The organism is Hymenobacter sp. BT18 (assembly GCF_012273015.1).
In the GTDB taxonomy this organism is placed as follows: Bacteria; Bacteroidota; Bacteroidia; order Cytophagales; family Hymenobacteraceae; genus Hymenobacter; species Hymenobacter lutimineralis.
The window spans coordinates 3,370,764-3,386,227 of the sequence record NZ_CP050954.1 but is presented as its reverse complement, the minus strand read 5'-3'; the positions used below and the strand labels follow the sequence as shown (position 1 = coordinate 3,386,227).

The following is a 15,464-nucleotide window of genomic DNA, read 5'->3' as shown; positions in this document are numbered from 1 at the left end:
GGCTTCACTTGGTTTCCTATGGCAGCGGCTACTCTTTCCTGCGACGCATTGATTATTGGCTCGGGCCAGGCCGGCAACCCGCTGGCAACGGCTCTGGCCCGAGCCGGCCGGAAGGTGGTATTGGTGGAAAAAAACCTACTGGGCGGGTCCTGCATCAACTACGGCTGCTCGCCGGTGAAAGCCATGCTGGCCTCAGCCGAGCGGGTGCGGCAGGTAGAAACCGCCGCCGAGTACGGCGTGCAGGCCAGTGCGCCCCGGCCCGACCTGCGGGCTATTGTGGCCCGCAAGGACGCCATCATCCAGCAGATGCGCGACGGAGTGCGCCGCAACCTCACCAAAGAGCAGTCGGGCATCACGGTGCTGCACGGGCACGCCACGTTCACTAACAAGCGCACGGTGCAGGTGGCCCTCACGGGTAGTCAGGAGCAGCTGGTGACGGCCCCGCTGATTTTCATCAACACGGGCACGCGGGCAGCGGTGCCGGACATACCCGGGCTGGCGGAAAGCGGATTCCTGACGAACGTGGAAATCCTGGACCTTAAAGAGCTGCCGGAACATCTGTTGATTCTGGGTGGAGGCTATTTGGGGCTGGAGTTCGGGCAGATGTTCCGCCGCTTCGGCAGCCGCGTGACCATCATCGAACATGCCGACCGCCTGCTGGAACACGAAGACTCGGACGTGTGCGCCGCCATGCAGGCGCAGCTGGAAGCCGACGGCGTGGCGGTGGTACTGGGCGCCGAGGTACGGCGGGTGTCGCGCAACAAGGCGGGGCAGTATACGCTCACGGCCAGCACCCCCGCTGGGGAGCGGCGCCTGCAGGGCACACACCTGCTGGTAGCCACCGGCCGCACGCCCAACACCGACGACCTGGGACTAGACCAAGCTGGCATCGAGGTGGATGAGCGGGGCTATATCCAGGTAAATGAGCGGCTGCAAACCAATGTGCGGGGCATATATGCCCTGGGCGACGTGCACCCGGGGCCGCAGTTCACGCACCTGGCCTACGACGACTACCGGGTGGTGCGCGACGCGCTCCTGCACGGCAAGCGGCGCTCGGCCAAGGCCCGTCCCCTCCCCTACGTGGTGTTCACGGAGCCGCAGCTCGGGCGCATTGGCCTCTCGGAGCAACAGGCGCGCCACCAGAAGATTCCCTACCACGTAGCTTCCATGCCGGTGCGGGTGGTGGGCCGGGCCTTGCAAACGGGGCACACCACGGGCTTTATGAAAGTGCTGGTAGACGAGCGGCGGCGCATCATCGGGGCGGCCATTTTCAGCGAGCAGGGCGGAGAAATCATGTCGATGATTCAGCTGGCTATGGCGGGCCGGCTTACCTGTGAGCAGCTCCAGGACACGGTGTTTGCCCACCCCACCTGGGCCGAGGCGCTAAACAACCTGTTTGCGAAGCTGGTGAAAGCCAGATAGCAGCCGGTAGGCGGCAGGACTAGCAGCATGCAGGCTTTTTTACAACCTTGCCGCTGTACTTTCTCAATTTCCTGCCCCGTATGTTCCAATGCTGCACCCGACTGTCTGCCTTAGCTGCGCTATGCTCGTTCATGGCCTGCGAATCGGCGCCACCTGCTACGGCTACCAGTAGCCCCGCTGTTGCCCGCCTACCGCACCCAGCTGCCAAGGTGGCCGACAGCGCCACAGCTGGTTCCGCCTCGCCCAAACCTGCACCGGATTACACCGGTACTTACGCAGTACTGGATACCGCCATCTGCCCGTTGTCCATCACGATTACCCGGCACGGCAGCACCTACTCGTTTTCTTGCACCAATGGCCTTACCACCAGCGGCAGAGTGGAAATCAGCCAAGAAGCGGACGGCACCTATTTCACCTTTATTGGTCTGAAGGGGCAGGAACCCGCAGAAGATATTTCTGCTGCCTGGGAAGACAACACCTTGCGCATTCAGAATTACGGCAACTCGATGAATGACTACACCCGCTTCGGCAACTGCGACGCAAAGTACCTAGACCTCCGACGACAGTAGCGTTCAACACGCAACCGCCTCCTCAATTGGCGCGAGGTTAACGCAGCGTAACCCGTACCCAGCTATAGCGCGGAGGTTGCACCTCTACCGCCGCAACGCGGCAGATCAGACCTGCGCCGTTTGGGGATTGTGCTGACGGGGAGGCACAGCCTTAGAGCCTACTTTTCGGTTGCCACAGCAAGTGCGGCCGCACGATAAGGCAGAGCGTCGTATAGATGGTACTGAGTTTGGCCTGGTACATAGGCGGGGCCGTTATGTCACCCGTCCGGTGCTGACGCGGCCCGTGCGCCGTCGACAGCCCGATAGACAATTGCCCCTGGATGGCCCCTGATGCTGTGTTCCGGTCGGGGCCAGTCCGCACGAACAGCAGCGGCTCACTGCGCACCACATTGCGGACTGCGGTGGGCACGCCGGCATTGGTAAAGGACGAGTAGCGTGCCTGGGTCAGACGGTACGTGGTGCCTACTGCTACGTAAGGCGAGGCGTACCACTGCAGATACACTTCCCCGTATGGGCGACGGAACCGGGCCCGGTAATTCTCGCCGTAGATGCTCTGTGGATACCGCAACCGGCTCCGGCCAATACCCAGACCAGCCAAGCCGCCGGCCATCCACCGCGGCCCCAGCGGCCAATACGTACCTAAACTGCCTTCAACCTGAGCCATGGCAAACTGCACCGTGGGTCCAGCCGGCGGTAGGGGTGTACCACCACCGGCCAAGCGCACCAGCACATGGTTCAGCGGCGAGTACGTAGCCGAACCCTCGACGTGCGTACTCAGCCGCAGACCCACGCTGGCATCCAGGTCTCCCTTGGCCCGAATGGCTGGAGCGGGTGGCTGCAACGGCGTGTAGATCGTGCAGCTCGTCAGGACCGATAAAAAAAGCGGAAGGATAAAGCGCACAAGTAACAAATGAAATAATCAGTCTATGTAAGCAGAAACTACATAAACCACAAACACAGAGACGAATACCCCGCTAGCTTGTGGTGCGGCCACCACTGCCAATAGACAAAAAAGGGCAGCACAACCTGGAGTTGTACCGCCCCTTTGAATGTATTGGGCCGCGCCTCCTGGTGTAGGATACGGCGCACATTCAGCAAATAATTGTGATTTTTATCGGGCCAAGGTATTGCATTTCCCCACTGCCGCCGTCGCTCGGCTGTGCCGAGTGACTTTTATGCTCAAGTAACTGGGCTGCGCGTCTGCTTCGGTGGCGCACCCAGCGCCGGCGCGGGTGACGGATAGGAAATAGAAAAGAGTAGGGCTGGGCAACGGCTGGGCGAGAAAACTAGTCAGCAAGACATACTGCCACCGCTGGGTGGCTCCATCCCTCTTCTTTTCCTTTTGCGATATGGCAGGCACTTCTTTCCTCCAAAAATTTGCTACCTGCCTTGTAGCGGCCCTAGTGGTGGTGGCGCTGCTGCTGGTGCTGGGCAATAGCGGCAGCCTAGCGTGGTTTCCGCCAGTGGTGGTGTTTTCGTTGGTGGGGGCAGCTTTGCTGGCGGGACTGGTATTTCCGATGGTGTGGCAGGGACTGGAAAGACGGCAGCGCATCAACTCGGAGCGAGTCTACGGATGGTTGTTCGGAATTATCCGCTACTGCTTAGCCTTCAACATTGCCAGCTTCGGCTGGAAGAAGCTCTTCGGGCTGCAGTTTGTGGTACCCACCGAAGTAGCTGCGCAGCCCATGAACCAGCAGTCGGGCGAGTGGCTGACGTGGTACTACTTCGGGTATTCAGCCGCATTTGGGCTGATTATAGCCGGGTTGCAGATCGTGGGTGCCGGGCTGCTCCTGTTTCGGCGAACGTTGCTGCTGGGGGTATTTGTGCTGCTGGCCGTGATGGGCAATTTGGTGCTGATTAACGTGTTCTACCACCTGAACGCCGGAGCACTAGTGCAGTCGATGGTGCTGACGCTGGGGCTAGCGTTTCTGCTTTGGACGGAGCGCGTCCGGGTAGTAGCCCTGCTGCTCCAGGCTCAATCAACGGTGCCTACCCCCACCCTGGAGGGTAGCACCAGACAATTACTGCGGCTGTCGGCACTGGGGCTTTCGTTGCTGTTTGTATGGTATCTGGCTTCGCAGTTGCCGTAGCTCCTCCCCGCGCAATACGTTTAAACAATAGTAGGCTAAGCCGCCTTTGCTTCATCTTCATATACAAAACGCCCACCGCAACTCTTGTCGCGGCGGGCGTTTGCGCTTTTGCTACCTCTCCCCTACTTGGCGTAGGATACGGCGCGCATTTCGCGGATAACGGTGATTTTGATCTGGCCGGGATACTGCATTTCCTTTTCAATCTTTTGGGAAATTTCGTAGCTCAGCTCCTGGGCGCGGTCGTCGGTTACGTTGTCGGCATTCACCATCACGCGCAGCTCGCGGCCAGCCTGGATGGCGTAGCACTGCAGCACCCCATCGAAGCTCACGGCGGTTTCTTCCAGCTGCTTGAGGCGCTTGATGTAGCTTTCCATCATCTCGCGGCGGGCGCCGGGGCGGGAGCCGCTGATGGCGTCGCAGGCCTGCACCAGGGGCGAAATCATGGCCGTCATCTCGATTTCGTCGTGGTGGGCGCCAATGGCGTTGACCACGTCGGGATGCTCCTTGTACTTCTTGGCCATTTCCATGCCCAGGATGGCGTGGGGCAGTTCGGGCTCCTCGGTGCTTACCTTGCCAATGTCGTGCAGCAGACCGGCGCGCTTGGCGTGCTTCACGTTCAGGCCCAGCTCGGCGGCCATGGTGGCGCAGAGGTTAGCTACTTCGCGGGAGTGCTGAAGCAGGTTCTGACCGTAGGAGGACCGGAAGCGCATGCGGCCCACCATCTTGATAAGCTCGGGGTGCAGGCCGTGGATGCCCAGGTCGATGATGGTTTTCTCCCCGATTTCGACAATCTCCTCGTCGATGTTCTTGCGGGTTTTAGCCACAATCTCCTCGATGCGGGCCGGGTGAATACGACCGTCCTTCACCAGCAGGTGCAGCGAAAGGCGGGCCACTTCGCGGCGCACCGGGTCGAAGCCGGAGATGATGATGGCCTCGGGCGTGTCGTCCACAATGATTTCAACGCCGGTTGCGGCTTCCAGGGCGCGAATGTTGCGGCCTTCGCGGCCAATGATTTTGCCCTTCACATCGTCGCTTTCGATGTTGAAGATGCTCACGCAGTTTTCGATGGCGTGCTCGGCGGCGGTGCGCTGAATAGTTTCGAGCACTACCTTTTTGGCATCTTTCGTTGCCGTGAGCTTGGCCTGGGCCACTACGTCCTTGATGTAGGAGCTGGCCTGAATCTGGGCTTCGTTCTTGAGGCTTTCGACCAGCTGTTCGCGGGCTTCGGATGCCGTGAGCCCAGAAATAGCTTCGAGCTGCTGCTGCACCAGACGCTGCTTTTCGCTGAGGTCGTGGCGGGTAGTTTCGAGTTCGTCTTCTACTTCCCGCTCGCGCTGTTCCAGCTTAGCCAGCTGGTTTTCCAGGGTCTGGCGGCGCTTTTCATCTTGGGCATCCAGCCGCTCGCGCTGCTGCTGGGCCTGGGTTTCAATCTTTTCGCGGGCAATATCCAGCTCCTTTTCCTTGCGCTGGATTTGCTCGAGCTGCTTCTGGGTGGTTTGGGTGAGCTGCTTGATGCTCTGCTCCTGCTCTACTACAGTAGCGCGGCGCTCGGTAAGCTCCTGCTCCAGGGCCAGCTTCTGGCGGCGGCTTTCCTGCTCAAACTCCTGCTTGAGGTTGCGGAACTTGTCCTTGGATTGCTGAATCCGCTCGTCGCGGATGCGGTTGGCCTGCTGTTCGGCCTCCTGCAGCAGTTGCTGCGCGCGGGCTTTGGCGTCGGCTTCGTGGTCCTGCCGGGCTTTACCCGCCAGCAGGCGCCCCAGCAGCACGCCGACCACAAGGGCTACGACGGCAGCTAAGACAATATAAAGAGTTTCGGACATGAGCTATGGTGTTGGATGGTGAGGAAAACCATAGCAGAGAACTGCGAAGCCGCGGGGCCACGGAGCCGTTTGCTCCCTGGCCCCGCGGGCTCCTAAACGCACGCGGCTACGCCGCTACCCGAGTACTACCCCCGACAACAGCTCATCCAAGCGCGCGAGGCGTTCGGTTAGAGCGGCATCGGTACCGTCCTTCTCCTTGCCCACTTTCAGGCGGTCGGCCATGGTGGCCAGGGCCAACATGGCCAGCAGGTCCTGCTTGTCCTGAATGCCGTACTGGTCCCTGAATTCGCGTAGCCGCTCGTTCAGCATGCGCCCGGCAAGGCGCAAACGCTCTTCGTCCTGGGCGGCCACCCGCATGGGGTAGTCACGGTCGGCAACGCGGATTTTGATGGATAATTCAGTCATCAGCAGGCGGGCTGGCAGGGTAGATGGTCGTTACTCCCTCAAATAGGCAAGGCACTTATCTATTTCGCGGATGTATTCGTTGAGGCGAAGTTTTAGCTCGTTAACGTTGGCAGGTTCTCCTGCTATGGTATTGACAAGTTTAGTGATATTCTCCTGATTCTGGAAATCCTTCAACTGCCGCTCCCGGTCGCGCACCTCGGCGCGCAGCTGCTGAACCGTGGTGTGGGCATCGGCCAACTCCTCGCGCAACTGCTGATAAGCAGCCACTAAGGTGGTTACCTGCCGCTCCAGGCGGTCGAGTTGGGCAAGTTGCTGAGTGGAGGCCATTGACTGGGAAATATTTTGGAAGCTAATGTAAGACGAAGTTACGGGCTGTAGTACTCCGCACTTAAAGTTGCGCTTTAACTTCCTGCCCACTCCCAATCACCGCAACTCCTTTCTTCCCTCGTTTCCAGCGGAACCTGGCTCCAGACCCTGGATGTCCTAAGTAGACGCGACAGCGCCATTGCTCGATACCAGCACAGGACCAAGGCAGCTGGCTTCCCGGCTGGTTCGTTGGCAGCCAGGAAGTATACGATACCCGTTTTCCTTAACGGCGAATGACCGCGCCAGCCTGCTTCTCGAATTGGTCAATGAGGCGCTGCATTACGCCATCGATGGCCTGATCGGTGAGGGTTTGGGTAGGGTCTTGCAGCAGAAAGCTCACGGAATAAGACTTTTTACCGGCGCCCAAGTTTTCGCCCTCGTACACGTCAAACACATTCACCTGCTGCAGCAGCTTTTTCTCGGCCCGGCGGGCAATCTGCTGCAACTGGTCGAAGGTGACGGTTTTATCAACTACCAAGCTCAAGTCGCGGCGCACTTCCGGGAACTTGGGCAACTCCCGGGCCACCAGCGTGTTCTTGTACTTGCGCATCAGCCAGTCCCAGTCCAGCTCGGCGTACCACACCGGCTGCGACACGTCCAGCTGCTTGAGCACCGTGCCCGACACGGCGCCCAGCTGCGCTACCGGCTGGTTTTGGGCCAGCAGGGTGAGCCCACCGGCCAAGTAGGGGTGCTGCACGGGCTGGGAAGCGGGCTGCCCAAAGCCCAGCGAGGCCAGCACCTGCTGCACCGCGCCCGCCAACTGGTGATAAGAGGCTTTTTCCGATTTCTGCTGCCAGGTTTCCGCCGATGCATTGCCCGTCAGGTAGAGTACCAGCTTGTTCTGCTCGGTGTACTGGCCATCGGCCTGGCGGTGGTAGGTTTTGCCGAATTCGTAGAGCTTCAGGTCGCGCTGGCGACGGTTCACGTTGTAGCGCACCACTTCCAGGCCGCTGTGCAGCATGGTGGGGCGCAGCACGTTCAGCTCGGCGCTGTTGTAGTTCAGCAGCGGCACCAGGGTTTCGTCCCGCTCCCCGTTCTTTTCGAAGTAGAGCGAGTTGGTGATGGAGTTGGTAATGATTTCCGAGAAGCCTTGCCCGCTCAGCAGGCGCGCCGTGTTCTGCCGGATGATTTCCGGGTCGGGATTCGGGAACTTGGCCAGGTAGCTGGCCGAGTTGTACGGCCGCAGCGCCACGTGGTTGTAGCCGTAGATGCGCAGAATTTCCTCAATAATATCCGCCTCCCGGGTCACGTCCACCTTGTGCGGCGGCACCGACAGGATCCACTCAGCCTGGCCAGCTTCGTCGGTCAGCTCCTCGCTGATGAGGATGTCGAGGTCCGTCAGAATCTGGCGGATGTGCTCCGGGGCAATGAACTGGCCCACGAGCTTTTCCACTCGGGGCAGACGCAGGCGCACCAGAGTGTGGCCAATGTGCGCCGGGTATTCATCTACGATGGGCGCGGCCACGGTTGCGCCGGCTACTTCCTGCAGCAGCAGGGCAGCGCGTTTCAGGGCAATGAGCACCATGTTGGGGTCGGTGCCACGCTCAAAGCGGAAGGAAGCATCGGTTTTGAGCTGGTGGGTCTGGCCGGTTTTGCGCACCACGGCGGGGCTGAAATAGGCGCTTTCCAGGAACACGCGCGTAGTGCCTTCCGACACCCCGGAGGTTTTGCCCCCGAACACCCCGGCCAGGGCCATAGGCTGGCCCTCCGCGTCGGCAATGACGAGGTCGGCGGCTTTGAGGGTACGCTCGGCGCCGTCCAGCGTCACGAACTTCTCCCCTTCTTCCGCCCGCTTCACGCGTACGTGGCTGCCGGTAATCTGGCTGGCATCGAAGGCGTGTAGGGGCTGGCCCAACTCGTGCAGCACGAAGTTGGTCACGTCCACCACGTTGTTGATGGGCGAGAGGCCAATGCTGCGCAGGCGACGCTGCAGCCATTCCGGCGAGGGACCTACGCGCACATTATCCAGCAGCAAGCCGGCGTAGCGCGGGCTGGCCGCGGCATCTTCCAGGGTCACGCGGATGTTGTGCGCGGCCTCAGCGGGCGCATGGAAGCCGCTAATATCGGGCAGGTGGCAGGGCTGGCGCAGCAGGGCACGCAGCTCGCGGGCCACACCAAAGTGCGAAGCCGCGTCGGCGCGGTTGGGTGTCAGGCCAATCTCGAACACTGAATCGGAGCCCAGGCCGAAGTACTCGGCGGCGGGAGTACCGTTGGGCAGGTCGGTGGTGAGCACCATAATGCCGGCGTGCGAGTGACCCAGCCCGATTTCATCCTCGGCGCAGATCATGCCTTCGGAGGCCGCCCCCCGAATCTTGGATTTCTTGATTTTGAACGGCTCCCCTTCGCTGGGATACAGCATAGCGCCTTCCAGGGCGACTACTACCCGCTGCCCGGCCGCTACGTTGGGCGCACCGCACACAATCTGGCGCGGGGTAGCGTCGCCCACGTCCACCGTCGTCAGGCTGAGCTTGTCGGCATCGGGGTGTTTTTCGCAAGTGAGCACCGTGCCCAGCACCACACCCCGCAGGCCGCCCGGCACGCTTTCCAGCTCCTCAATGCCTTCTACTTCCAGGCCCGAGCCGGTGAGCAGGCGCCCGATTTCCTCAGCGGGTTTGTCGGTTGGAATCAGGGTACGGAGCCAGTCGAGGGAAATTTTCATTAGAAATGCAGTCGTCAGAAATCAGTAATTGGCGTTGGTCCAGGCCAACAGGCCAGGCAAAGGTACGGATTTGCGCTACCGCAAAACGCCCGGTTTTTTGCCTACGGTCAGGTTACTCTTTGTCTCCGGCAGCGTGGTCGGCGTGGTCGTGAAACTCCTTTTCGCCGGCTTCAATGGCAATAGGCAGCCGGTTATCGGTGGGCGGCACGGGGCAGGCGTAGGCGTCGTTGTAGGCGCAGTAAGGGTTGTAGGCCTCGTTGAAGTCCAGCGCCAGCTCGGTGGCACCGGCTGGGGGCAGGGCCGCATCGAGGTAGCGCCCCCCGCCGTAGCTGGTGAAGCCGTTGGTTTTATCGGTGAAGGGCACAAACAAGGTGGAGTCCTGCCCATCGGCCTTCAGAAATAACGTGAGCTGCTGGGGCTGCTGGTTGAGCTGAAAGGACGCCCGGCCCCACCGCAGGTAGTTTTCCGCCTTGCCATCGGTCAGGGCCATGCGCACCGTATCGGGCCGGGTGTAGACTTCCAGCTGAGCCTCCACGCGGTAGTCCGGGTTGGGGGCAAAATAGCGCAGGCTGTCGAAGGTGTCGCGCTGCTCCTGGCTGAGCGGGGAGCCATCTACGCGGCGGAAGGCGTCGTTTTTCTCCTGCCGGGTTTTGCGCAGGCGCACGGCGTACTGGTTATCGTTGAAAACAAGGTCGGTCAGGAAGTAGCCGATAACAACCAGCAGGCCCAGGCCGATGAGGAATTTGGGAGTAAGGCGCATGCGGCAAAGGTAATTGCTCGTTGCCTGTTGTCCGTAGCCCGTTTCCAGATTAGGCCCTACTCACCTAATGGCCAGTTCACCTTACAGCATGCCTTCATCGGCGAAGCTGTAGTAGCCCGCGTCGGTGTAGATAAGGTGGTCGAGAATGGGTAGATCCAGGAACTGCCCGGCTTCCTTGAGCTTGCGGGTGAGAGCAATGTCGGCCGCCGAGGGGTTACGGTTCCCGCTGGGGTGGTTGTGCACCAGAATAACCGACGAAGCCAGCTGCTCCAGGGCTTCCTTGAAAATCAGCTTCGGGTCAGCCACCGTGCCTGCTACGCCGCCGCGGCTGATGCTGACCGTGCGCATCACCACGTTGGCCCGGTTCAGTAGCACCACCCAGAACTCCTCGTGGGGCAAGTCCTGCAAGTGGGGCTTGATGACGCGGTAGATATCGGCGGAAGAGCCGATAACCGGGCGGGCCGCGGCTTCGGTTTCTTTGCGCCGCCGCCCCAGCTCCAGCGCGGCCACAATGGTAATAGCCTTCGCCTCGCCAATGCCTTTCTGCCGCATCAACTCTTTCACCGACATGCGGGCCAGCGCGTTTAAGTCGTTCTGCACCGCGCTGAGCACCAGTTTGGCTACATCTACGGCCGAGAGGCGGGCGGTGCCGGAGCCCAGCAGAATGGCCAGTAGCTCGGCATCGGAAAGGGCCGACCGGCCTTTTTGCAGCAGCTTTTCACGGGGCCGGTCTTCCTCGGCCCAGGCTTTGATGCTGAAGGATGTCGGCGTCGCGTAGTGCAGGGGGGCCGTGTCGGATATTAATTCGGATAGCGTCATAGAAGGCTGCCTAAGATAGAATCCGACGGAATTATGCAAAAAATACAATAACACCCAGATCAATAAAGTAAAAAGCCAAAATTTTCGTCTTCTACTTTTGCCAGGGCGCCCCTGAACTAAAAGACTTGCGCCTGGTTTTGCCTCCTGATATGTCTCGACTAACTGGTTCTCTTTTCTTCCTGGCGGCCTTGCTGGCGGCCGAATGGTATAGTTTTCAAGCCGTGCGGGCCCTGGCCCCCGCGCCCGGCTCCCCGGCACGCCGTTTGGTGCTGGCCGGCTATTGGCTGCTGACGGTGGCCGTGTGGGCGCTGGGCATCTGGGCCATGAGCAACCGGCGCGAGCATCCTTCCTTTAAGTCGTACCTGGGCGGGGTGCTGCTGGCCATGCTGGCCGCCAAGCTGGTGGTGCTCATTCCGCTGCTGCTGGAAGACCTGGTGCGCCTGGGCCGCTGGGTTTGGCAGGCGGTGAGCCGGCCAGCGGGTAGCGGCAGCGGGCCCGCTATTTCGCGGAGTGAGTTTCTGAGCAAAGCCGCACTGCTGGCCGGGGCCGTGCCTTTCGTGTCCTTGCTCTGGGGCATGGTGAAGGGCGGCACCGATTACACGGTGAAGCGCGTAACGCTGCGTTTTCCCAACCTACCGGCCTCGTTCGACGGGTTCAAGCTGCTGCAGATTTCTGACCTGCACTCGGGCTCTTTTCACACCAAGGAGCCGCTGCAGCGGGCCGTGGCCCTCATCAACCAGCAGCAGGCCGATCTGGTGGTGATGACCGGCGACCTGGTAAACAACCTCGCCACGGAAGTAGAAGAGCACATCGATACGCTGGCGGGCATCCAGTCCAAACTGCCCATCTTCTCCATTCTGGGCAACCACGACTATGCCGACTACGTGGAGTGGCCCACCCGCGAGGAAAAGGTGGCCAACCTGAACCGCCTTAAGCAAAACCACGCCAAGATTGGCTGGCGCCTGCTGCTCGACGAAAGCCACACGCTGGAGCGCAACGGCGAAAAGATTTCCATCATCGGGGTGGAGAACTGGGGCGCGCAGATGCGCTTTCCCAAGTACGGCAACCTGGCCAAGGCCCACGCCACTTCCGGCGACGCCCCGTTCAAGATTTTGCTTTCCCACGACCCTTCCCACTGGGATGCCCAGGTGCACGAGTACCCCGATATCGACCTGACGCTCTCGGGCCACACCCACGGCATGCAGTTCGGCATCAACCTGTCGTTTCTGAAATGGAGCCCGGTGCAGTACGCTTATAAGCAGTGGGCGGGCCTCTACCAGCGCGGCAAGCAGTACCTGTACGTAAACACCGGGCTGGGCTTCATCGGCTACCACGGCCGGGTGGGCTTCCTACCCGAAATCACCGTGTTCGAGTTGAAGCGCGCTTAAGCCGTTCTTTTTGTTTACTTCTGAAACGCCACTGGTCTTTTGCCCAGTGGCGTTTTCGTTGTAGGGGTTAGCCCTATTGGTAACCGTGCTCCAAGCACTACCGTATAGGCTCCATCTTCCCTAACTCTCCCTTCCCCCTCCCACCAAACTGCTCTTTATCAAATGAAAAAGACCTTGCTTTTGCTCTCGTGTGCCGTGGCACTGACGATGGGCGCCTGTTCGCAGGAAAAAACAACCGACACCGCCACCACCAACATGGAAGGTGACGGTATGACGACCACCACCACCACGACGACAACGACGATGTCGCCGGCTATGTACACCAAGGAAGCCGTGGAAAGCCGCGCCGACCGGATGGCGGCTGACATGGCAGCTAAGATGAAGCTGGACGACGCCATGCGCACCAAAGTGCGGACCGTCTATGTGAACCGCGGCATGCGCATGAGCGAGCTGGCCAACAAATACGCTTCTGATACGACCGGCATGGCCGCTGATATGCGCAACGTATACAGCGAGGCCGATATGGAAATGAAGCAGGTATTCGTAGATCCGGCCATGTACACGCAGTACGAAACCGACCGGATGAGCTACTACGACACCAATTACATGGACGACACGAGCATGTCGGCTGATGCTTCCGGCTCTTCCGATGCCAGCATGGAAGCCAGCTCGAAGACCAAGTACGACGATGGCTCGAAAGTGAAAGTAAAAAGCGACGGTGACGTAAAAATCAAAGACGCCGAAGGCAACAAAACCAAAATGGACGCCGACGACGGCACCGTGAAGGACAAGCCGGAGAACGGCGACAAAACCGTTATTAAGTAAGCTCAGTCCGGCTGCCTTGGCCGGATCCTTGCTCTTCAAAAGCCACGCCGTGCAACGGCGTGGCTTTTTTTTGCCTCCTTTGGAGCCAGCCCGTCGATGAAAACGGCCGGCTGGGCGTTTTTCCCTGAGCTCCTGCCCGGGGGTTGTATTAGCTTTGTACCCAGGATGTCTTTTCGATTGCTGCCCGTTGTTTTACGCACCCTACTGGGCTTTTTGGGCCTGCTGCTCGCTAGTCAGGCAGCGGCCCAGGTACGCGTGACGGGCTCCATAGAAGAAGCAGCTACGCGCAAGCCAATTCCCGGGGCCTCGGTAGTGGTGCAGCGCACGCGTCAGGGCGTAGTAGCCAACGAGGACGGCGACTTCGGCATTACAGCCGGCCGCACCGACACGCTCATTTTTCGGGCCGTAGGTTTTAAGTCGCAGCGGTTGCCGCTGGGTGGCACGGGCTTGTCGCAGCTGATCGTGCAGATCAAGCTGGTACGCGACAGTATCCAGCTGGGCGAAGTGAAGGTGCGCAGTGGCCGCCCCGACGAAGCTACCATCAACCGGGCCCTGCGCAATATCAAGCGCCCCAGTACGGCTCCCACCAGCGCCGTGAAACGCCCCCCGGCACCCAAGCCCCTGTTCCCCGTCGATTCCATGGCGCCCAAGCCCCCGACTCCCTCCCTGCAAAGCCCGATAAGCTTGCTCTACGACCAGTTTTCGCGGGAAGGCAAGCAGCGGCGCAAAATGGAAGAGATTCAGGCGGCCGAGCAGGCCGCCGCGGAAGCGGCAAAAAACCGCAAAGCCCGCCAGCAATACAACCGTAACTTCAAGGATAATACGGGCTACGAGGTGGAGTAAGGGCTGATGCTGTCAGGGCCCAATGTGGTCATTTCCGCGGCAGTTACCTTCAACCATTCACCCAGCCTGCCGTACAGTTGGGGTATGCGAATTGGTTATCCCTGCGTCAACGAATCGTTGCCGTGCACCTCGACTTCCACTTTCCGGCTGGCCTCCTACTCCGAGGAGCGGCTGGTACAGGCCGTCAGCAACAACTTGGCGTGCCTGCAAAATATCCTGAAGTACAACGTAGCGCACGGGCTGCTGTTTTTCCGCATGGGTTCCGGTCTGGTGCCGTTTGGCTCCCACCCTATCAACACCTTTCCCTGGCAAACGCACTTTGCGGCCGAACTGCGTTCTATAGGCGACTATATCAAAGCCAACAATCTCCGGGTTTCGTTTCACCCCGACCAGTTTGTGGTGCTGAATTCGCCTGACCCGGGCATTGTCGAGCGCAGCATCCAGGAGCTGGTATACCAGGGTTCCTTGCTGGATCTGATGGGGCTGGACTCCACCATGAAGCTGCAAATTCACGCCGGGGGCCTGTACGGGGATATGGAGTCGGCGCTGGCGCGCTGGATAGCCACCTACCACCGTCTGCCCGATGCCGTGAAAGCCCGCCTGGTAGTGGAAAACGACGACCGGCTCTACAGCCTGCGCAACTGCCTGCGCCTGCACGAAGCCGTGGGCGTGCCGATTCTCTTCGACAACCTGCACCACGAGTGCCTCAACCACGGGGAACCTATGGCTGAGGCATTACGAATGGCGTTTGCCACCTGGCATCCTACCCGGGACGGCGTACCCATGATGGACTACAGCGCGCAGTCCGTTGGCGAGCGGAAGGGCAAGCACACGGCTTCGCTGGACGAGGAGCTGTTTCGGGAGTTTCTCACCCACCTGCACGGCCACGACGCCGACATCATGCTCGAAATCAAAGACAAGGAAGCCAGTGCCCACCGCGCCTGCGCCATCATGCACGATATAGGCTTGCTGGTGCGCGCCGCCTCGCCCACTGTTTCATCTTAACTCCTAATTCCCTTTCCTCTCTATATGGCACAGGACCCCACATCGGCCGATATGCTGGCCAGCACCATTCATGCCCTGCAATCGGGGCTTACGCAGGTACCTCTCAGCGCGGCCATGGATGCTACCGAGGCCTGGCAGCAGCAGTTCCTGCAAAGCGGCCAGCCGGAGCTCCAGGACATAGCCCGCGAAATCGGCAACCTGCAGTCGTTGCTGACGGAAAAGCCTTTGAATGGTCCCGCCATTGGCCGCTCCCTAAGCTTGCTGGGCAGCCAGGTAAGCCAGCAAACGGCGGCGGCCCCGGCCGAACGCCAGTTGGGCCTCTCGCAGCTGAGCACCTTACTGCTGCGCCTGGGCGGGGAGCTGGAAACCGACAACAACGGTCAATAAACTTCTTACTGCTAGGCCAGAGCAGCTTCTGCTTTAAAACCATCCGAACGTAAAACCGCCTCAGCATTCTGCTTAGCAGGACGCTGAGGCGGTTTTGTGTTCCGGC

15 protein-coding genes are annotated in these 15,464 nt (G+C 60.3%); 8 read left to right on the top strand and 7 right to left on the bottom strand.

Annotated elements, in window-relative coordinates; all coding sequences use genetic code 11:
• Positions 1–18: 18 nt before the first annotated feature.
• Positions 19–1,422: a mercuric reductase gene (locus HER32_RS14535; RefSeq protein WP_168682386.1), complete on the top strand. Its 1,404-nt coding sequence runs from the start codon at positions 19–21 to the stop codon at positions 1,420–1,422.
• Between the two features lie 131 nt (positions 1,423–1,553).
• Positions 1,554–1,991: a hypothetical protein gene (locus HER32_RS14530; RefSeq protein ID WP_168682385.1), complete on the top strand. Its 438-nt coding sequence runs from the start codon at positions 1,554–1,556 to the stop codon at positions 1,989–1,991.
• A 151-nt stretch (positions 1,992–2,142) separates the two neighbouring features.
• Here HER32_RS14530 and HER32_RS14525 read toward each other — a convergent pair whose 3' ends face one another.
• Complete coding sequence (locus tag HER32_RS14525; RefSeq protein WP_168682384.1) at positions 2,143–2,892, bottom strand: hypothetical protein; 750 nt, start codon at positions 2,890–2,892, stop codon at positions 2,143–2,145.
• 448 nt (positions 2,893–3,340) lie between these two features.
• Between HER32_RS14525 and HER32_RS14520 the strand changes: the two genes are divergently transcribed.
• A complete protein-coding gene (locus HER32_RS14520; RefSeq protein ID WP_168682383.1) occupies positions 3,341–4,081 on the top strand; it encodes a hypothetical protein in 741 nt (246 codons plus the stop codon).
• Positions 4,082–4,203: 122 nt separating this feature from the next.
• Here HER32_RS14520 and rny read toward each other — a convergent pair whose 3' ends face one another.
• The 6 genes from rny to radC form a co-directional block, all read right to left on the bottom strand.
• Entirely contained in the window at positions 4,204–5,901 is a 1,698-nt protein-coding gene (rny, locus tag HER32_RS14515) for a ribonuclease Y (protein WP_168682382.1), read from the bottom strand.
• Positions 5,902–6,015: 114 nt separating this feature from the next.
• Complete coding sequence (locus tag HER32_RS14510) at positions 6,016–6,306, bottom strand: cell division protein ZapA (protein WP_149072147.1); 291 nt, start codon at positions 6,304–6,306, stop codon at positions 6,016–6,018.
• A gap of 30 nt (positions 6,307–6,336) precedes the next feature.
• Positions 6,337–6,633 carry a hypothetical protein gene (locus HER32_RS14505; RefSeq protein ID WP_168682381.1) on the bottom strand — a complete coding sequence of 99 codons (297 nt, stop codon included), beginning with the start codon at positions 6,631–6,633 and terminating at the stop codon, positions 6,337–6,339.
• Positions 6,634–6,895: 262 nt separating this feature from the next.
• Positions 6,896–9,331 carry a phenylalanine--tRNA ligase subunit beta gene (gene pheT / locus HER32_RS14500; protein ID WP_168682380.1) on the bottom strand — a complete coding sequence of 812 codons (2,436 nt, stop codon included), beginning with the start codon at positions 9,329–9,331 and terminating at the stop codon, positions 6,896–6,898.
• A 112-nt stretch (positions 9,332–9,443) separates the two neighbouring features.
• Positions 9,444–10,091 carry a DUF1684 domain-containing protein gene (locus tag HER32_RS14495; RefSeq protein WP_168682379.1) on the bottom strand — a complete coding sequence of 216 codons (648 nt, stop codon included), beginning with the start codon at positions 10,089–10,091 and terminating at the stop codon, positions 9,444–9,446.
• An 81-nt stretch (positions 10,092–10,172) separates the two neighbouring features.
• Complete coding sequence (radC, locus tag HER32_RS14490) at positions 10,173–10,910, bottom strand: RadC family protein (RefSeq protein ID WP_149072151.1); 738 nt, start codon at positions 10,908–10,910, stop codon at positions 10,173–10,175.
• A 149-nt stretch (positions 10,911–11,059) separates the two neighbouring features.
• Between radC and HER32_RS14485 the strand changes: the two genes are divergently transcribed.
• The 5 genes from HER32_RS14485 to HER32_RS14465 all read left to right on the top strand — a co-directional run bounded on the left by HER32_RS14485 (position 11,060) and on the right by HER32_RS14465 (position 15,358).
• A complete protein-coding gene (locus HER32_RS14485; RefSeq protein WP_149072152.1) occupies positions 11,060–12,298 on the top strand; it encodes a metallophosphoesterase in 1,239 nt (412 codons plus the stop codon).
• Positions 12,299–12,460: 162 nt separating this feature from the next.
• The gene (locus HER32_RS14480) at positions 12,461–13,123 is read left to right on the top strand and encodes a hypothetical protein (RefSeq protein WP_149072153.1); all 663 of its coding nucleotides are present in this window, start codon (positions 12,461–12,463) and stop codon (positions 13,121–13,123) included.
• Positions 13,124–13,288: 165 nt separating this feature from the next.
• On the top strand, positions 13,289–13,966 hold the full coding sequence (locus tag HER32_RS14475) for a carboxypeptidase-like regulatory domain-containing protein (RefSeq protein WP_168682378.1): 678 nt from the start codon (positions 13,289–13,291) through the stop codon (positions 13,964–13,966).
• An 84-nt stretch (positions 13,967–14,050) separates the two neighbouring features.
• On the top strand, positions 14,051–14,971 hold the full coding sequence (gene uvsE, locus HER32_RS14470; RefSeq protein WP_168682377.1) for a UV DNA damage repair endonuclease UvsE: 921 nt from the start codon (positions 14,051–14,053) through the stop codon (positions 14,969–14,971).
• A 24-nt stretch (positions 14,972–14,995) separates the two neighbouring features.
• Positions 14,996–15,358, top strand: coding sequence for a hypothetical protein (locus tag HER32_RS14465; protein WP_168682376.1), 363 nt, complete (start codon positions 14,996–14,998; stop codon positions 15,356–15,358).
• The last annotated feature ends 106 nt before the right edge of the window (positions 15,359–15,464 follow it).

Bases quoted from the DNA above. Each gene is read 5' to 3' on its own strand.
- HER32_RS14530 (WP_168682385.1), top strand. From the start codon at position 1,554: ATGGCCTGCGAATCGGCGCCACCTGCTACGGCTACCAGTAGCCCCGCT.
- radC (WP_149072151.1), bottom strand. From the start codon at position 10,910: ATGACGCTATCCGAATTAATATCCGACACGGCCCCCCTGCACTACGCG.
- HER32_RS14495 (WP_168682379.1), bottom strand. From the start codon at position 10,091: ATGCGCCTTACTCCCAAATTCCTCATCGGCCTGGGCCTGCTGGTTGTT.
- HER32_RS14520 (WP_168682383.1), top strand. From the start codon at position 3,341: ATGGCAGGCACTTCTTTCCTCCAAAAATTTGCTACCTGCCTTGTAGCG.
- HER32_RS14535 (WP_168682386.1), top strand. From the start codon at position 19: ATGGCAGCGGCTACTCTTTCCTGCGACGCATTGATTATTGGCTCGGGC.
- uvsE (WP_168682377.1), top strand. From the start codon at position 14,051: ATGCGAATTGGTTATCCCTGCGTCAACGAATCGTTGCCGTGCACCTCG.
- HER32_RS14505 (WP_168682381.1), bottom strand. From the start codon at position 6,633: ATGGCCTCCACTCAGCAACTTGCCCAACTCGACCGCCTGGAGCGGCAG.
- HER32_RS14475 (WP_168682378.1), top strand. From the start codon at position 13,289: ATGTCTTTTCGATTGCTGCCCGTTGTTTTACGCACCCTACTGGGCTTT.
- HER32_RS14480 (WP_149072153.1), top strand. From the start codon at position 12,461: ATGAAAAAGACCTTGCTTTTGCTCTCGTGTGCCGTGGCACTGACGATG.
- HER32_RS14465 (WP_168682376.1), top strand. From the start codon at position 14,996: ATGGCACAGGACCCCACATCGGCCGATATGCTGGCCAGCACCATTCAT.
- HER32_RS14510 (WP_149072147.1), bottom strand. From the start codon at position 6,306: ATGACTGAATTATCCATCAAAATCCGCGTTGCCGACCGTGACTACCCC.
- pheT (WP_168682380.1), bottom strand. From the start codon at position 9,331: ATGAAAATTTCCCTCGACTGGCTCCGTACCCTGATTCCAACCGACAAA.
- rny (WP_168682382.1), bottom strand. From the start codon at position 5,901: ATGTCCGAAACTCTTTATATTGTCTTAGCTGCCGTCGTAGCCCTTGTG.
- HER32_RS14485 (WP_149072152.1), top strand. From the start codon at position 11,060: ATGTCTCGACTAACTGGTTCTCTTTTCTTCCTGGCGGCCTTGCTGGCG.